Annotated in this window: 14 protein-coding genes; 4 read left to right on the top strand and 10 right to left on the bottom strand. The window is 72.0% G+C overall.

Annotated features, from left to right (window positions below; translation table 11 throughout):
* Positions 1 to 31: 31 nt before the first annotated feature.
* A complete protein-coding gene (locus EEJ42_RS26770) occupies positions 32 to 1201 on the top strand; it encodes an aminotransferase (RefSeq protein WP_123103733.1) in 1170 nt (389 codons plus the stop codon).
* Between the two features lie 20 nt (positions 1202 to 1221).
* Here EEJ42_RS26770 and EEJ42_RS26765 read toward each other — a convergent pair whose 3' ends face one another.
* Both EEJ42_RS26765 and EEJ42_RS26760 read right to left on the bottom strand, forming a co-directional pair.
* A complete protein-coding gene (locus tag EEJ42_RS26765) occupies positions 1222 to 2523 on the bottom strand; it encodes an MFS transporter (RefSeq protein ID WP_123103731.1) in 1302 nt (433 codons plus the stop codon).
* A gap of 155 nt (positions 2524 to 2678) precedes the next feature.
* Complete coding sequence (locus EEJ42_RS26760; protein WP_123103729.1) at positions 2679 to 3887, bottom strand: PucR family transcriptional regulator; 1209 nt, start codon at positions 3885 to 3887, stop codon at positions 2679 to 2681.
* Between the two features lie 196 nt (positions 3888 to 4083).
* On the opposite strand from EEJ42_RS26760, the gene EEJ42_RS26755 reads away from it, so the two are divergent.
* From EEJ42_RS26755 to EEJ42_RS26745, 3 genes are all read left to right on the top strand, one after another.
* Positions 4084 to 4881, top strand: a complete 798-nt coding sequence (locus EEJ42_RS26755) for an SDR family NAD(P)-dependent oxidoreductase (protein WP_123103727.1) — start codon at positions 4084 to 4086, stop codon at positions 4879 to 4881.
* Between the two features lie 468 nt (positions 4882 to 5349).
* Positions 5350 to 6207: an MFS transporter gene (locus tag EEJ42_RS26750; protein WP_148082035.1), complete on the top strand. Its 858-nt coding sequence runs from the start codon at positions 5350 to 5352 to the stop codon at positions 6205 to 6207.
* 102 nt (positions 6208 to 6309) lie between these two features.
* Entirely contained in the window at positions 6310 to 6936 is a 627-nt protein-coding gene (locus tag EEJ42_RS26745; protein ID WP_123103722.1) for a hypothetical protein, read from the top strand.
* 16 nt (positions 6937 to 6952) lie between these two features.
* Here the strand turns inward: EEJ42_RS26745 and EEJ42_RS26740 are convergent, their stop codons facing one another.
* The 8 genes from EEJ42_RS26740 to glyA all read right to left on the bottom strand — a co-directional run bounded on the left by EEJ42_RS26740 (position 6953) and on the right by glyA (position 16576).
* Positions 6953 to 8149, bottom strand: a complete 1197-nt coding sequence (locus tag EEJ42_RS26740; RefSeq protein ID WP_123103720.1) for an FAD-dependent monooxygenase — start codon at positions 8147 to 8149, stop codon at positions 6953 to 6955.
* A gap of 97 nt (positions 8150 to 8246) precedes the next feature.
* Positions 8247 to 8939 carry an HAD family hydrolase gene (locus tag EEJ42_RS26735; RefSeq protein ID WP_123103718.1) on the bottom strand — a complete coding sequence of 231 codons (693 nt, stop codon included), beginning with the start codon at positions 8937 to 8939 and terminating at the stop codon, positions 8247 to 8249.
* A 24-nt stretch (positions 8940 to 8963) separates the two neighbouring features.
* On the bottom strand, positions 8964 to 10061 hold the full coding sequence (locus EEJ42_RS26730) for a winged helix DNA-binding domain-containing protein (protein ID WP_123103716.1): 1098 nt from the start codon (positions 10059 to 10061) through the stop codon (positions 8964 to 8966).
* 147 nt (positions 10062 to 10208) lie between these two features.
* The gene (locus tag EEJ42_RS26725) at positions 10209 to 10838 is read right to left on the bottom strand and encodes a sarcosine oxidase subunit gamma (RefSeq protein ID WP_123103714.1); all 630 of its coding nucleotides are present in this window, start codon (positions 10836 to 10838) and stop codon (positions 10209 to 10211) included.
* Positions 10831 to 13725 carry a sarcosine oxidase subunit alpha family protein gene (locus EEJ42_RS26720; RefSeq protein ID WP_123103712.1) on the bottom strand — a complete coding sequence of 965 codons (2895 nt, stop codon included), beginning with the start codon at positions 13723 to 13725 and terminating at the stop codon, positions 10831 to 10833. Before EEJ42_RS26720 ends, EEJ42_RS26725 begins: the two co-directional genes overlap by 8 nt.
* Complete coding sequence (locus tag EEJ42_RS26715) at positions 13722 to 14018, bottom strand: sarcosine oxidase subunit delta (RefSeq protein WP_009712259.1); 297 nt, start codon at positions 14016 to 14018, stop codon at positions 13722 to 13724. The genes EEJ42_RS26720 and EEJ42_RS26715 overlap by 4 nt, the downstream gene beginning before the upstream one ends.
* A 10-nt stretch (positions 14019 to 14028) precedes the next feature.
* Positions 14029 to 15249, bottom strand: coding sequence for a sarcosine oxidase subunit beta family protein (locus EEJ42_RS26710; RefSeq protein ID WP_123103710.1), 1221 nt, complete (start codon positions 15247 to 15249; stop codon positions 14029 to 14031).
* A gap of 13 nt (positions 15250 to 15262) precedes the next feature.
* Positions 15263 to 16576 (bottom strand): serine hydroxymethyltransferase, encoded by a 1314-nt coding sequence (gene glyA, locus EEJ42_RS26705; protein WP_123103708.1) that lies wholly within the window; start codon positions 16574 to 16576, stop codon positions 15263 to 15265.
* Positions 16577 to 16653: the final 77 nt, after the last annotated feature.

The raw sequence follows: 16653 nt of genomic DNA, 5'->3' as shown, positions 1-16653 counted from the left end.
CCGGCCAGCCAGTCCGTGAAGGAGTGCCGACGTGCGACTCAGCCCGCGAACCGTGCGTGAGATCGATTCGCCGATGGGTGCGACGTACGCCCTGCTGGCGGGCCGCAGTGGTGAGCGTGCGCTGCTCGATCTGGCCCAGGCGGCGCCGAGCTACCCGGCCGCCGCCGGGATGATCGAGCACGTCGCCGCGGTCGCGCACGAGCCGAACGGCGCGGCCTACGTGCCTGCTCCCGGGCTGCCCCGGCTGCGGGAGGCCTTCGCCGCCGATCTCAGCCACGGGTACGGGTCCCCGGTGGGGGCCGACCAGATGGTCGTCACCGCGGGGTGCAACCAGGCGTTCTGCCTCGTCGCCCAGGCGCTCACCGAGCCGGGTGACGAGGTCATCGAAGTCCTGCCGTACTACTTCAACTACGACATGTGGCTGCGCATGAACGGCGTCGTGCCGCGCTATCTGGAGCCCGGGCCCGACCTCGTGCCCACCCCGGAGGCGGCCGAGGCTCTCATCACGCCGCGCACCCGGGCGATCGTGCTGGTCACCCCGGGCAATCCGAGTGGGGTCACCCTTCCGCCGGAGGTGCTCGCGGGTTTCTACGAGGTGGCGAAGCGGCACGACATCGCCCTGGTCCTGGACGAGACCTACCGCTCGTTCCGCGACACCGAGCAGCCGGCGCACCGGCTGTTCGCCGAGCCGGACTGGGCGGGGACCCTGGTGAGCCTGCACAGCTTCTCCAAGGACCTCGCCATTCCCGGCTACCGGGTGGGCGCGGTCGTCGCTTCGCCGGAACTGAGCCGCGAGGTGATGAAGTTGCTCGACTGCGTGGCGATCTGCCCTCCGCGCGTCGGGCAGGAGGCCGCCTGGGCCGGGCTGACCTCGGCCCGGGAGTGGCGCCGTGAGCGGGCGAACGAGGTCACGGAGAAGCGGCGTTGGCTGGAGACCGTGATGGCCGACCGGCCGGGCGGTTTCGAGCTGCTGAGCTGCGGAGGGTTTTTCGGCTGGGTCCGCCACCCCTTCGCGGGGCGCGGCACCGACGAGGTCGTGCGCGACCTCGTCACCCGCTACGACACGCTCGTCATCCCGGGCACCGCCTTCCTGCCCGACGACCGCCAGGTGTTCCGGGTCAGCTTCGGCAACGTCGACCGGGCCGGGCTCACCGAGTTCGCCGGGCGGCTCCGGCTGATGGCCAAGGATGTCCTCGGCTGACGCTGACCCCGGTCAGCCGGTCAGGTCGTCTCCAGGTCGCTGGTGTGGGTCTCCTTCAGGAACCACACGCACAGCGCGGAGGCCAGGGCGACCACCACGATGTAGCCGGACACCGGCACCGAGGAGCCGGTGGAGGCGACGAGCTGGGTGGCGAGGAGGGGCGTGATGCCACCGCCGACGATGCCGCTCGCGTTGTAGGCCACGGACGCGCCGGTGTAGCGGTAGCGGGTGGCGAACATCTCGGGGAGGAACGCGCCCATCGGGCCGTACAGCGCGGCGAAGGCGAGCATCCCGACGGCCATGGCGAGCCCGATGAGCAGGGGCTCACCGGTGTTGATCAGGGCGAACATGGGGTACGCCCACACCGCGGCCAGTACCCCCGCGCTCAGGCAGACGTTGCGACGGCCGACCCGGTCGGAGAGGACGGCCAGCAGCGGAGTGGCAATGCCCAGGACGAGCGCCGCGGCCATCGCGCACAGCAGCAGCATGTCCTTGTCGAGGTCCAGCACGGTGGTGCCGTAGGAGAGCGCGAAGGTCGTGATGGTGTAGAAGAGCGTGTGCGCGAGGATGAACGCGCAGGTCGCCAGGGCCAGGGTGGTGCCCTGACGGCGGACCACCTCGACGATGGGTGCCTTGGCCCGCTCGTGCTGTTCCAGCGCCTTCCGGAACACCGGTGTTTCGGCGATCCGCATCCGGATGTAGAAGCCGACCACCACCAGCGCCGCGCTGGCGAGGAACGGGATCCGCCACCCCCAGGACTCGAACGCCGCGTCGTCCATCACCCGGCCCAGCAGCAGGAACGAACCGCCCGCGGCGATGAAGCCGATGGCGGGGCCCATCTGCGGGAAGCTCGACCACAACCCCCGCTTGTCCCGGGGCGCGTACTCGGTGGCCAGCAGCACCGCGCCGCCCCACTCGCCGCCCAGCCCCACGCCTTGCAGGAACCTGCACAGGACCAGCAGGACCGGTGCCGCGATGCCGACGTCCCGGTAGGTGGGCAGCAGCCCGATGGCGACCGTTCCCGTGCCCATGACGAGGAGGGAGGTGACCAGCATCGTCTTGCGGCCGGTGCGGTCGCCGAAGTGTCCGAAGATGACTGCGCCGATCGGGCGGGCGACGAAGCCGACACCGAAGGTGGCGAACGCGGCCAGGGTGCCCGCGAGCGCGGAGAAGGTGGGGAAGAACAGCTTGCCGAGGACGAGCGCGGCGGCGGTCCCGTAGATGTAGAAGTCGTAGAACTCGATGGCCGTTCCGACGAAACTGGCCACCGCGATCCGTGTGGTGGACACCGTACGGACGGCGGGCGGGGCGATGGTGGACATGGCGGCGGCTCCTGGGTGACCTTGGACTGCGGTCGGAGTATGGGGCGCGGCGGCGGGGCACGCCACCGTTGCCTGTCGGGAATCGGCCGGGTGCTTTCCTCGCTTTGTCGAAATCCGTCGGCGCGGACGTTCGTTTGCCGGACCTGGCGCGTGGCTCAGCGCATCAGCGCGTGGAGGCGGAGCCCGAGGTGGAGCGTGAGCCGGTTGTCGCCGTCGGCCAGGTCGAGCCCGGTGAGTTCGGTGATCCGCTGGAGCCGGTAGTAGAGCGATGTGCGGTGGAGGTGGAGGGCGTGTGCGGTGCGCGGGGCCGAACCTCCGTGGTCGAGGTAGGCGGTGAGGGTTTCGGTGAGGCGGCCCGACGGGTCCTGCGCGAGGAGGGTGCGCAGCGGTGCGGGCAGCAGCGCGGGGGTCAGGCGGTCCGGCGGGAGCAGCGACAGGGGTGCCAGCGCGCCGAGTTGTTCCCAGTGGACGATGCCGTCGCCGCCGGGCCGCGCACCGGCCGCCCGTGCGGCACCGGTGGCCTGCTCGTACGACATCCACGCCGCTTCGGCGCCGCCGTCCGTGGTCTCGCCGACTCCCGCGACGCACTCCGCCGTTCCGGCCAGCACCGACCGTGCCTGTTCGAGGAGGGCCGAGGCGCGGGCGCGCAGCGACTCCTCCGGCAGGGGGCGGTCGGAGAAGGTCAGCAGCACGCCGTGCGGTCCGTTGAGGCAGAACTCGGTCCGCCACGTTCTGTCGGCCGCCACCCGCTCCAGCCCTGTACGCAGCGCCACCTCCACCGCTCCCCCGTGGTCGTCCGGTGGGTCACCGGCGACCGTTGCGACCGTGACGGTGGCGTAGCGGGACGACGGCAGCCATCCACCGCGGGCGAGCGCGTCCCGCCCGGTTTCGCGCACGGTGGCCGAGGGGTTCAGCAGTTGGCGCAGCGCTTCCTCGCGGGCCGTGCGTTCGGTGTCCCCGGCGGCGAAGTCCTGGTACATCAGGGGCGCGAGGGTGTGCGTGGCGGCGGTGACGGCGTCGATGCTGGAGGAGGGCAGGGAGCCGTCGGGGTCGATGACGACGAGCAGGCCCAGCAGGTGGTGCCGCCACCGGATCGGTGCGCACAGCCGGGCCCGCATGCCGAGGTCGGCGCGCGGCGGGATGACGCCGGGTGCGGTCCAGCGGTCGACGCCCTGGGCGAGGATGTGTCCGGCCGCGGCGCTCCCCGCGTCGCGCTGGAGCACGGCGCGCACCCGTACCCGGTCCTCGTCGCCGAAGTGGCGGCTGGCGCAGAGGATGTGAACGCGTGGATCGTTGACCGCGACGGAGCGGCCTATGCGCTCGGCCAAGTCGTCCACGACGTCCTGGAGTCGGCCTCCGGGCATCGCGCATCACCTCCCACGGGACGCTGCCACTGCCCAGAGCACCGCCAAGGACACTGCCAAGGGAAGATCATTACGCATGGGAGCTGCCAGGTGAAGGGTTATGACCTGGTGTTTTCTACAGATCGAGAATCGGGTAGGGCAGGTTTGCGACGGCCGTCGGTGGTCCGTACCCATCGCGGCGCGGCAGGATCGGGCCATGCGCAGGGGACGACGACTGGACGGCCGCACCGCGCTCGTCTTCGGGGCCGGTTCGAGCGGTGGCGGGGTGAGCAACGGCAAGGCGGCCGCGCTCGCGTTCGCCCGGGAGGGCGCGCGCGTCGCGGCGATCGACATCGACGGGGACCAGGCGCGGCGTACGGCCGAGGCGATCACGGCCGAGGGCGGTGAGGCGCTGCCCCTGACGGCCGATGTGACGGTCGAGGAGCAGGTGGCGGGCGCCGTCGTCGCGGCCGAGCGCGCCTTCGGCACGCCGACGGTGCTGCACAACAACGTGGGCGTGGCCCGCTTGGGCGGTGTCACCGAGCTGGACCTCGCCGAGTGGCGGTCCACCCTCGCGGTCAACGTGGACGGTGTCTTCCTGACCTGCAAGCACGTGCTGCCGCGGATGGTGGCGGCAGGTGGTGGCGCGGTCGTCAACGTGTCCTCGATCGCCGCGATACGCGACACCGGTTACCCGTACCCCGCGTACAGCGCTGCGAAGGCGGCCGTCAATCAGCTCACGGTCACCCTGGCGTTGCGCCACGCCGCCGAGGGCATCCGCGTGAACGCCGTCCTTCCGGGGCTGATCGACACCCCGCTGGTGGCCGGGCAGATCGTGGCCGGTGCCGACGACCCCGAGGCCGCACTCGCGGCCCGCCACGCGGCGAGCCCGACCGGACGCATGGGCAGCCCCTGGGATGTCGCGGCGGCCGCCGTCTTCCTCGCCTCCGACGAGGCGGGTTACGTCAACGGCGTGTGCCTGCCGGTGGACGGCGGTCTCACGGCGCGCTGCTGACCTCCGCTCCGGGGTGCGGGCAACCGCACCGGCATCTGCGGAACGGTCATGGCTGTGCGAGTATGGCCCGCCGAGTACGCCAGCTCCCCGGGAGACGGGACATGCGCGCATACTTGTCCCTGCTGAGCCGACCGCAAGTGGCCCGCCTCGCCGTCTCGGCGGTAGCGAGCCGTATCGCCGCGCCGATGCTCAGCCTGAGTCTGTTCCTGGCGGTGAACTCCTCCCTCGGCTCGTACGGTTCGGCCGCCGGGGTGCTCTCGCGGTACGCGGCGGCGCTGGCCGTGGCTGTTCCGGTGGCCGGGCGGCTCGTGGACCGGCTGCGGCCCCGCCGGGTCCTGGCCTGCTACCTGGTGGTGAACATGGCCGCCTACGCGGTGCTGCTGTGGGCCCTCACTCAGCACGCCTCCGTGGGAGTGCTGGTCGCGGGCGTGGCGGCGCTCGGCGCCACCACCCCGCGCGGGCCCTGTGGTGCGCTCCAGCTGGCCGGTGCTGGTGTCCGGGGAGCAGCTGAAGACGGCGTTCGCCCTCGACGCGGTGCTCAACGAGGTCATGTTCGTCTCCGGCCCCCTGATCGTCTCGGGCCTGATGCCTTTCGCCTCGCCGAACGCCGCGGTGGTGTTCGCGGCGTGCAGCACGACCGCCGGAGTGCTGCTGTTGCTGACGGTTTCCCTCCCGGCGCCGACGGGGGAACGTGCCGAGCGGCATTTCCTCGGCCCCCTGTCGCACGGGCAGGTCCGGGTGCTGCTCGGCATCGTCGTCTGCGACACCGTCGCGTACGGCGGAATGGTCGTGGCGATCGCGGCGCCGGCCGGTGGGGACGGCTCCGGCGGTTCGTCCGGTGTGCTCCTGAGCGTCCTGTCCCTGGGCGCGGTGATCAGTGCGCTGATCTACGGGGCGCGCGAGCGCAAGGGACGTCCGGGGCTCCAGCTCGCCCTGTACCACGCCGCCTCCGCGGCACTGCTCGTCATCAGCGCCCAGGTGTCCCATCTGGTGTGGGCCGGGCTGGTCCTGCTGCTGGTGGGCATGGTCGGCGGCCGCCGGGACACCCTGCACCAGGTCGTGCTGGGCGAGGCCGCGCCGGAGGAGTACCGCACCGAGGCGTTCGCCTGGATGAGCACCTTCATGTGGGGCGGTTACGCGCTCGGCTCGTCGCTCTCCGGTCAGCTGGTCGGCGCGGACGACGGCTCTCACACCTGGGCGTTCGCGGCCGCGGCAGCGGCGGCGGCACTGGCCGCGGTGGTGTCCCTGCTCGTGCGCCCGGCCCCGGCCACGACCGGCGTGGCGGAGCAGGCGTCCGCGGGCGAGGACCAGCGGGAAATCCTTTAGACGCGCGACATCTTGACACTCCGTCACCCATGCCTTCTCTTAATACCGCACAAAGTCGAACGCCCCCACACAGCACCGCACGGATGACGAGGAGTACGGGACATGACGTCACCCCACCCCAGACGCCGGGCCCTGGCCGCCGCTCTGGCGGCCGTCACGTTCACGATGGCCGCGCCGGTCGTGGCGCAGGCAGCCGCCCCCGCGAAGGCACCGAGCGCCACCCAACAGCGGTCGCCACAGGCCGCGTTGGCGACCATCACCTGGACGCTGCAAAAGGCCGGCAATCCCACCCCGGACCAGCAGGACGCGTACAACCGCATCACCGCGGCCATGAACGCCGCGGTGGCCCGCTACAACAACCTCAGCGACCTGGGCAAGAACATCACCGTGCAGTACGACCCGGGTGTTCCCACCGCGGACGGCAACATCAACGGGACCATCCGCTTCGGCAACCGCGCCTATATGACCGAGCGCACCGCACTGCACGAGATCGCGCACACGATAGGCGTCGGCACGAGCAGCCGTTGGGCGTCGCTCACCAGCGGCGGCACCTGGCGTGGCGCGGAGGCCACGAGGCTCGTCCGGCAGTACGACGGCGCCAGCGCCACGCTGTCCGCCGGGGGCGGCCACTTCTGGCCGTACGGCCTGAACTACGACAACGAGTTCTCCCAGACCGCCGCCGACCGGCACGTCAACATCGTCGCCGCGATGGTACGAGACGGCCTGTAGCGAACCCGGCGGCCCGTCATCCGGCGTGGCTGTAGTCGGGCAGAACCAGGCCGGTGTAGGCCTCGCGGAACTCGGCGCCCGTCAGCTCGGCGGGGTTGAGCAGGGCCGCGTTGCGGGCGTCGAGCGCTTCCCGGGTGCCGGGGATCGTGATGGCGGCGCCCGAGGTGGCCAGGGCCTGGTTCTGCTCGGCGAAGGGACGCATCGTCCGCTCGTAGGCGGCGAAGGCGGCCGCGTGATCGGCGTGGGTGGCCAGCTCCCCGGCCAGGATGTACGCACCGACGAGGGCGACGCTGGAGCCCTGCCCGGAGACGAACGAGGTGGCGTGGGCGGCGTCGCCGACGAGCGCGACGCGGCCGTGTGCCCAGGTGGGCATGTGGATCTGGCTGACGATGTCGAAGAACAGGTCGTCGGCCGTGCGCATGGCGGCCACCAGGTGCGGGATGTGCCAGGTGCGCTCGGGGAACCTGGAGGCGACGAGTTCGCGCTGGGCCCCGGGGTTGCGGAAGGCGTCGAAGGGCGGTTCGTCCTGCCGGAAGACGAGGAACCCGTGCACCCGGTCGTCGGGTTCGTGGGCGTAGAGGACAGCCGCCCTGCCGGGGGCGTTCCAGGCGACCGCCTCGTGTGCGAGGCCGAAGTCGTTGGGGAGGGTGAAACCGGCGAAGGTGTGGCCGAGGTAGCGGTGGAACCGATCCTCGGGGCCGAAGACCAGGCGGCGGGTGTTCGAGTGCAGCCCGTCCGCGCCGATGACCAGGTCGAACGTGCGGTGGGCGCCGCTGTCGAAGGTGACCTCGACACGGTCGCCGCGGTCGTCCAGGGTGGCGATGGAGTCGTGGAACACGAACTCGACCCGATCGCGGACCGGGGCGTAGAGGGCGTCGGCCAGGTCGCCGCGCGGCACTTCGAGGTCCAGGCCCTCCGCACCGCCGGTGATGGCTTCGGGGCGGAGGGAGCCGATGAGGTGTCCGTCGGTGTCCACGTACGAGATCTTGCGGGTGTCGACGTGGGCTTTCCGCAGCTGCGGGAGCAGCCCCATGCGGTCCGCGACGTCGCGGGCCGTGCCGCGGATGTCGATGGGATAGCCGCCGCCGCGGATCGCGGATGCCTTCTCGACGACGGTGACCTCGAAGCCGTGGCGATCGAGCCAATAGGCCAGGGACGGACCGGCGATGCTCGCGCCGGAGATGAGGATCGTGCGGTGCGTGGAGTGGGCCATGACCGCGATAATATACATACCTAAGTTAGGTAATCAAATGGAGGGGTGACGAGGCCCATGACCTGGCGTCGGCCAGGTCAGGTCAGGTCAGGAGCGCTCAGCCGAGCAGGTCCAGGACGGGCGCGAGCCCCGCCGGGCGGCGGTCGACCGGCAGAGGGTCGACGAAGTGCACCGGACAGCCCAGCGCCTCCGCACCGCCGTCCGCGACGCGGTTGTCCCCGACCATCAGCACATCGGAGGGCGACAGGCCGAGCGCGTCACAGGCGGCCCGGAAGATGGCCGGATCGGGCTTCTGCGCGCCCTGCTCGTACGAGAGCACATAGGCGTCCACCAGCCCATCGAGGTCATGGGCCCGGAACACCGGCCGCAGGTCCCAGCCGATGTTGCTGACCACAGCCACCGGGATCCCGCGTCGGCGCAGCGCCCGCAGCGTTGTTCCGGTGTCCGGGTAGGGCCGCCAGGCAGCGGGCGCCTTGTGGCGGTCGTACAGCTCCTGGGTCAGCTCCGGCCGCGGCAGCCCGGCCTCGTCGATCAACGCGCTGTAGGCCGCACGGTGCTGATCCGCACTCAGATCCCTTTCATGCCACAGCCCTTCGAGCCGAGGGGGAATGCGCTGGGGCGACGGTCCGCCCGGCAGTGCTCCGCACTCCGTCAGCCGCCGCACCCAATCGGCGAACTCCTCGCCGTCCACCGGGACCTCGGTCTCCGCCAGGACCGCGCCGAGCCACTCCTCGACCGACTCGCAGCGCAGCAACGTCCCCGAGAAGTCGAACATCACTCCCTTGACCATGCCGTCATCGTAGGCCGCCGCCGCTCAAGTAGACGGGACAATCCGTACACGCTCGCTGTCGTTCTCGGACAGGAACGAGGCCAGGCCCTGGCCCTCCTCGGTGACCGCCGCGCGCTCGGCCCGGGAGAAGCCCCGCAGCGGGGTGACCTGGACGGTGCCCGCGTCGACCGTCCAGGTCGCGGCGACCCGGCCGTCCACCAGCACCACGCGGGCGCCCGCGACGGACAGGCCGCGGTGGACATCGTCGATGATCCGGCCGCGGTCGTGGTAGCCGAGGATCGCGTTGTCGAACGCGGGCAGGAACCGCACCGGAGCGGGTGTGCCGGGGTCGGGGCGCGGCGCGTCGGGCAGGTCGAGCAGTTCGCGGCCGCGCTCGTCACGGAAGGCGACCAGCTCCCCGCGGAGGGCGGCCACCGCGGCGGGCAGTCCGGCGAGCCCGCACCAGGCGCGCAGGTCGGCCGAAGCGGCGGGGCCGAACGCGGCCAGGTAGCGGCGCACCAGGGCTTCGCCGACCGGGTCGGACCCCTCCGGCGCGGACGGGGCGACCTCGCGGCCCAGCCAGCGGGTGAGCGGGGTGTAGCGCACCCCCGACCGCGCGCGCCACAGCCCGCGCGGCGGCAGTTGCACGACCGGGACGAGGGCGGCGATCGCCATCTCGCCCAGTGCCATCGGGCTCGGCGCGGGCCAGCGGTCGGCGAGGATCCGTGCGACCTCGGGCATCGAGCGGGGCTCACCGTCGGCCAGCACCGCGCGGGCCGCGGCGGCGAGTTCGGCGAGGTCCACCCCCTCCAGCTCGCGGCGGTAGGTTCCCAGCACCTTCTGGCGCAGCATGGTGTCATGGCGCGCCCGCCAGGCCAGGGTGTCGTCGGCGGTGAGGAGGTGCACGGTGCGGCGCATGAGGTGGGTTCGTACCACGTGCCGCCCGGTCAGCAGGCCGTCCAGGGCCGCAGGGTCGAACGCGCGCAGCCGCGACCACAGGCCGGTGAACGGTTCCTGCGGCTCCTGCGCCTGAAGACCGCCGAGGTGGGCCACGGCGTCGAGCACCGGTACGTCGGCGCGGTCGAGCAGCAGCTGCCGGGCCAGCGTGGCGCGGCCCAGCGCCCGGTCGTCGAGGACGGTCATCCTCATCGTCACACGTGTTCCCTTCGGGTCCTGCCGATTGCTGTCGGGTGCGGGACGACGATCGCAGGGCATGCGGTCAGGATGTGACCGCATCCCGGACCGCGTCGTCGGCCCCGCACCCGATGCGGGAACCGTGTTCCCCTGGCGCTACGGCAGCGCCGGGCCGCGGTACTCGCTCATCGCGTCGATGAGCCAGCGCGCCAGGTAGTCGGCGAACGAGGACCGCGGGAACAGCCGGTACGTGGGGGCCTCGTCCACCTGCCAGAGCAGTACGGCGACGGGTCCCACCGTGGTCGACACCGCCCGGCCGGGGCCGAAGGCCCGGGGGTGCAGGTCCAGGGGGCAGCCCTTCTCCAGCACCTGCCGGGCGGCCGGGCCGCTCAGCTCCAGCGTGGTGCGGTTCGCCGAGACGTCCACCGCCGACCCCGGGTCTCCGGCGAGCGCCTCCCGCAACTCGGCGGCCACGGACGTCCCGCCGGCCGGGGACACCACGAGCCACTCGTCGGGGCCGAGCCACACGACCGTGTGGGGGCCGGATACGGCGGTCTGACCGCACTGCCGCGGGAGCGGCGCGCCCAGGGTCTTCTCGATGCGGTCGGCCGCTTCGGAGTCGGGGGCGACGCGCAGGTTCACCATGGTGTTGAACGGCCACTCGGCGAGCCGGATGCCCCGCTCGCCGGTGACGGCGGCGGCGCGCATCCGCGCCTCCAGATGGGCCAGGGGGCTGGTGCGCAGGGCCACCGGGCCCGCGCCCGCGTCGATCGTCGGCTCAGCCATCGCGCTTGGTCCCTTCGGGGTCGTACAGGACGGAGTCGGCCACCAGGACGGGCACCAGCTCCTCGCCCACCGGGGCGAGCAGGGTCTGTCCGATCCTCGCCCGCCCGTCGGCGACGAGGGCGAGGGCGAAGGGGCGGCCGAGGGCCGGGCTGTGGTAGCTGGAGGTGACGTGGCCGAGCATCGGCACCGGCCCGGCCTCGGGGGTGAAGGGCACGTCCGGCGCGACCAGCTGGGCGCCCTCGGGCAGCCGGGTCCTGCCGTCGCTCGGCAGGAGGCCGACCAGTTGCTTGCGGTCGGTGCGGGAGGTGTCCACGCGGGCGTAGGACCGCTTTCCGACGAAGTCCTTCTGCTTGGAGACCACCCAGGACATGCCCGCGTCCTGCGGGGTGACGGTGCCGTCGGTGTCCTGGCCGACGATGATGTAGCCCTTCTCGGCGCGCAGGACGTGCATGGTCTCGGTGCCGTACGGGGTGATGTCGTACGGTCGGCCGATCGCGTACACCTCCTCCCAGACCGCCAGGCCGTACCAGGCGGGGACGTTGATTTCGTAGGCGAGTTCACCGGAGAAGGAGATCCGGCAGATGCGGGCCGGGACGCCGGAGGCCAGGGTGGTCTCGCGGAAGGCCATGAAGGGGAACGCCTCGGCGGACAGGTCGACGTCGGGCGCGAGACCGGCGACGACGTCGCGGGACTGGGGTCCGACGACGGCGATCGTCGTCCACTGCTCGGTCACCGAGGTGCAGTGGACGTCGAGTTCGGGCCACTCGGTCTGGAGCCACTCCTCCAGCCAGTCCAGGACCCCGGCGGCGCCACCGGTCGTGGTGGTCATGAAGTAGCGGTTCTCGTCCAGGCGCAGGGTCACGCCGTCATCGAAGATCATCCCGTCGGGCTTGCACATCACGCCGTAGCGGGCCATGCCGGGCTTCAGCTTCTTGAAGCCGTTGGTGTAGATCCGGCCCAGGAACTCGCCCGCGTCCGTGCCCCAGATCTCGATCTTGCCGAGGGTGGTGGCGTCCATGAACGCCACCCCCTCACGGGCCGCGCGGCACTCGCGGGCCACGGCGGTGTCCATGTCCTCGCCGGGCCGGGGGTAGTACCAGGGGCGCTTCCACTGCCCGACGTCCTCGAACTCCGCGCCGTGTGCCACGTGCCAGCCGTGGATGGACGTGGTCCGTTCCGGGTCGAACAGTTCGCCGCGCTCGCGCCCGGCCAGGGCGGCGAAGGCCACCGGCGTGTACGGCGCCCGGTACGAGGTGGTGCCGATGTCTCCGGGTGAGGCGTCCGCGCCGAGGGCCTGGGCGATCACGCCGATCGCGTTGACGCCGGACGTCTTGCCCTGGTCGTTCGCCGTGCCGAGCGAGGTGTAGCGCTTGACGTGCTCGACACCGCGCATGCCGGCGCCGACCGACCGCCAGACGTCGGCGACCGACACATCGCGCTGGAGGTCGACGAAGTGGGTGTCCCAGCCGCCGGGTTCGCCCTCGGCCGCGGGGACCAGCCACAGGGCGCGCACCGGTCCTGCTGCGGACCGCGCGTCGTCGGACGGGGGCACGGGCACCGGGAACCCGGCGTCCGTCGCGGCCCGCGCACCGGCCCGTGCCCCCTCGGCCAGACAGCCGTCGAGGCCGTATGTCCCGCCGGCCGCGCCGACGACCTGCTGGTCCCGTACGGTGCCGTCGGGCACGAAGGCGGCCAGGTCCTCGTCCCAGCGCAACCGGCCCTGGCGCTGGCTGTGCAGGTGCACCACCGGGCTCCAGCCGCCCGAGACAGCCAGCAGGTTGCAGTCGAACGACTCGGGGGCGCCGGTGAGTTGGCCCTCGGCGTCGAGGGCCTGGACGGTGACGCCGGTGATGCGGCTCTCCCCCGCGGTGGCGGCCACCGCGCTGCCCGTCAGCACCCGCACCCCGGTCGCCACGGCCACTTCGGCGGCCCGGTGGGACAGCTCGGGGCGCGCGTCCACGACGGCGGCGATGTCGATCCCGGCGGCGTGCAGATCGGCGACCGTGTCATAGGCGCTGTCGTTGGTGGTGCTCACCACGGCCCGCGAGCCCGGGGCCACGGCGTACCGGTTGAGGTACGAGCGTACGGCCGCGGCGAGCATCACCCCGGGGCGGTCGTTGCCCGCGAAGACCAGCGGACGCTCGTGGGCGCCGGTCGCCAGGACCACCCGGCGGGCCCGTATGTGCCACACGCGCTGGCGCGAGACGCCTTCGGACGGCTGGGGGGCGTCGGCGCCGAGGTGGTCGGTGCGGCGCTGGACGGCCAGCACGTAGTTGTCGTCGTAGGAGCCGAACGCCGTGGTGCGCGGCAGGACGACGACCTCGGGTGCGGCGTCGAGGGCCGCGCGGACCTCGGCGGCCCAGGCGAGGGCGCTCTGGCCGCCGACCGTCTCGGTGCGCCCGGAGAGCAGCGAGCCGCCCGGCTCGGACTGCTCGTCGAGGAGGATCACCCGGGCGCCGGAGCCCGCGGCGGCGGTGGCGGCGGCGAGCCCGGCCGGTCCGGCGCCGACGACCAGCACATCGGTGTGGAGGAACTTCTTGTCGTAGACCGCGGGGTCGGGGGCCGGGTCGAGGCGGCCCATCCCGGACAGCGTGGTGGCGGACAGGCCGTCGTACAGCTCTGTCGTCGTCGCGGGCAGCATGCCCTCCGAGCACGGGCCGTCGATCTGCACCAGGGCGTTGGGCTCCTCGGGGCCCGCGGCGACGATGCCGCGCGGACGGCCGCGGTAGATCGACGGGGCGACCTCCACGAGCCCGTTCGCCAGCATCGCCGAGGCGACGGTGTCCCCGGGGTGCCCGGTCAGCTCACGGCCGTCGACGGTGAAACGCAGCACGGAACCGCGATCGATGCGGCCCCCGCCCGGGAGCCGGAATGGCTGGTCGGTCATCGGTTCCCTCCGGCCTGGGGCAGTGCGGGGCGGGGCTCGTCGAGCCGGTAGGCGGCCAGCACCTCGTACGTCGTGGTGTCGCGCAGGACGTTGAACCAGCGGCGGCACCCGGTGCCGTGCATCCACCGCTCGGCGAAGGGCCCCTTGGGGTTGTCGCGGTAGAAGACGTACGCGGCCCATTCCTCGTCGGTGAGGTCCGCGGTGTTTCCGGGGTAGGGGACGTGGGCCTGTCCCCCGTAGTGGTACTCGGCCTCGTCGCGAGGACCGCACCATGGGCAGGTGATCAGCAGCACGGTGTTCTCCTCAGTGGGCCACGGCCGCGGCGCCGTGTTCGTCGATCAGTGCGCCCGTCGTGAAGCGTTCGAGGGCGAAGGGGGTGTTCAGCGGGTGGGGCTCGCCTGTGGCGATGGTGTGCGCGAAGGTCCATCCGGCGGCCGGGGTGGCCTTGAAGCCACCGGTGCCCCAGCCGCAGTTGACGTAGAGGTTCTCGACGGGGGTGGCGCCGATGATCGGGGAGGCGTCCGGGGTGACGTCGACGATGCCGCCCCAGGTGCGCAGCACGTGCGCACGGGCGAAGACGGGGAACAGTTCGACGGCGGCGGCCATCTGATGCTCGATCACATGGAACGAGCCGCGCTGCCCGTAGCCGTTGTACGCGTCGACGCCCGCGCCCATCACCAGCTCGCCCTTGTGCGCCTGGGACACGTAGACGTGCACATGGTTGGACATCACCACGGTGGGGTGCACCGGCTCGTGCAGCTCGGACACCAGCGCCTGGAGCGGGTGTGACTGCACCGGCAGCCGGAAGCCGGCCATCTCGGCCAGGACGCTGCTGTGTCCGGCGGCCGCGAGGCCGACCCGGCCCGCGAGGATGCGCCCGCGGCTGGTCTCCACGCCCACGACCCGGTCGCCGTCCTTGACGAAGCCGGTGACCTCGCACCCCTGGATCAGGTCCACGCCCAGCTCGTCCGCCCGCCGGGCCAGCGCCCAGGCGACGTGGTCGTGCTTGGCGATACCGGCCCGCGGCTGGAAGGTGGCGCCGAGGACCGGATACCGGGTGTCGGGCGAGACGTTGAGGATGGGGCAGACCTCGGCGACCTCGTCCGGGGTGAGCCACTGGGCGTCGACGCCGTTGAGGCGGTTGGCGCCCACGCGGCGCACCCCTTCGCGGACGTCCTGGAGGGTGTGCGCGAGGTTGAGGACGCCGCGCTGGCTGAACAGGAAGTCGTACTCCAGCTCCTCCGGGAGCCGCTCCCACAGCCCCAGCGCGTGCTCGTACATCGCCGCGCTCTCGTCCAGCAGGTAGTTGGAGCGGATGATCGTGGTGTTGCGGGCCATGTTGCCGCCGGCCAGCCAGCCCTTCTCCAGGACGGCCACGTTGGTGATGCCGTGGTTCTTGGCGAGGTAATAGGCGGTGGCCAGGCCGTGGCCTCCCGCGCCGACGATGACGACGTCGTAGGAGGAGCGCGGCTCCGGGTTGCGCCAGAGGAAGTCCGGGTGCTCCGGCAGCGGCTGGGTGGTCATGCCGCGTCTCCGTTCAGGTGGGGATGTTCAGGTGCGGGTAGAGGGGGAACGCGGCGGCGAGCTTTTCGACCCGGTCGCGCAGCAGGCCCGCCTGCTCGTCGCCGAACGTCTCCTCCTTCAGGGCCTGGGCGATGATGTCGGCCACCTCGCGGAACTCCGTCTCGCCGAAGCCACGGGCGGCCAGGGCCGGGGTGCCGATGCGCAGTCCCGACGAGACCATCGGGGGACGCGGGTCGAACGGCACCGCGTTGCGGTTGACGGTGATGCCGATGCGGTGCAGCCGGTCCTCGGCCTGCTGCCCGTCGAGCGCGGAGGCGCGCAGGTCGACGAGGATCAGATGGACTTCGGTGCCGCCGGTCAGCACCGTGATCCCGGCCTCGGCCACGTCGTCGGACAGCAGCCGCCCGGCGAGGATGCGGGCACCGGCCAGGGTGCGCTGCTGGCGCTCGGTGAACTCCTCGCTCGCCGCCACCTTGAAGGCCACCGCCTTCGCGGCGATGACGTGCTCCAGCGGGCCGCCCTGCTGGCCCGGGAAGACCGCGGAGTTGATCTTCTTGGCCAGGTCGGCGCGGCTGAGGATCACCCCGCCGCGCGGGCCGCCGAGGGTCTTGTGGGTGGTGGTCGTCACGACATCGGCGTACGGCACCGGGCTCGGGTGGAGGCCCGCGGCCACCAGCCCGGCGAAGTGCGCCATGTCCACCATGAGATACGCGCCCACCGCGTCGGCGATGCGCCGGAACGCGGCGAAGTCCAGTCGGCGGGGATAGGCCGACCAGCCGGCGACGATCATCTTGGGCCGGTGCGCGAGAGCGAGCCGCTCGGCCTCGTCCATGTCGATGCGCATGTCGGACTCGCGCACGTGGTACGGCACGACGTTGTACAGCTTGCCGGAGTAGTTGATGCGCATGCCGTGGGTGAGGTGGCCGCCGTGCGCCAGGTCGAGGCCGAGGATCGTGTCACCGGGATCCAGCAGCGCGAACATCGCGGCCGCGTTGGCCTGGGCGCCGGAGTGCGGCTGCACGTTGGCGGCCTCCGCGCCGAAGAGCTGCTTCACCCGGGCGATGGCCAGCTGCTCGACCACGTCGACGTGCTCGCAGCCGCCGTAGTAGCGGCGGCCCGGGTAGCCCTCCGCGTACTTGTTGGTCAGGACCGAGCCCTGGGCCTCCATGACCGCGGCCGGAGCGAAGTTCTCCGAGGCGATCATCTCGAGGGTGGACTGCTGACGGTGCAGCTCGGCGTCCACCGCGGTGGCGATATCCGGGTCGAGTGTGCTGAGCGGAAGGGTGAGGTGGGAGGTGACCGTGGTGATCGACGGGTTGGTTGCCATCTGTGCACCATCCTGAGAGCCAACTAATGGGCAACTGATATATCAGCCTCTGCGGTAAGGTATGGGAGCTCGACGGG

The sequence above is a fragment of the Streptomyces botrytidirepellens genome (assembly GCF_003721215.1).
Classification (GTDB): Bacteria; Actinomycetota; Actinomycetes; order Streptomycetales; family Streptomycetaceae; genus Streptomyces; species Streptomyces himastatinicus.
Note: the sequence above shows the minus strand (reverse complement) of the source record. Positions and strands in the feature narration are given on the sequence as shown.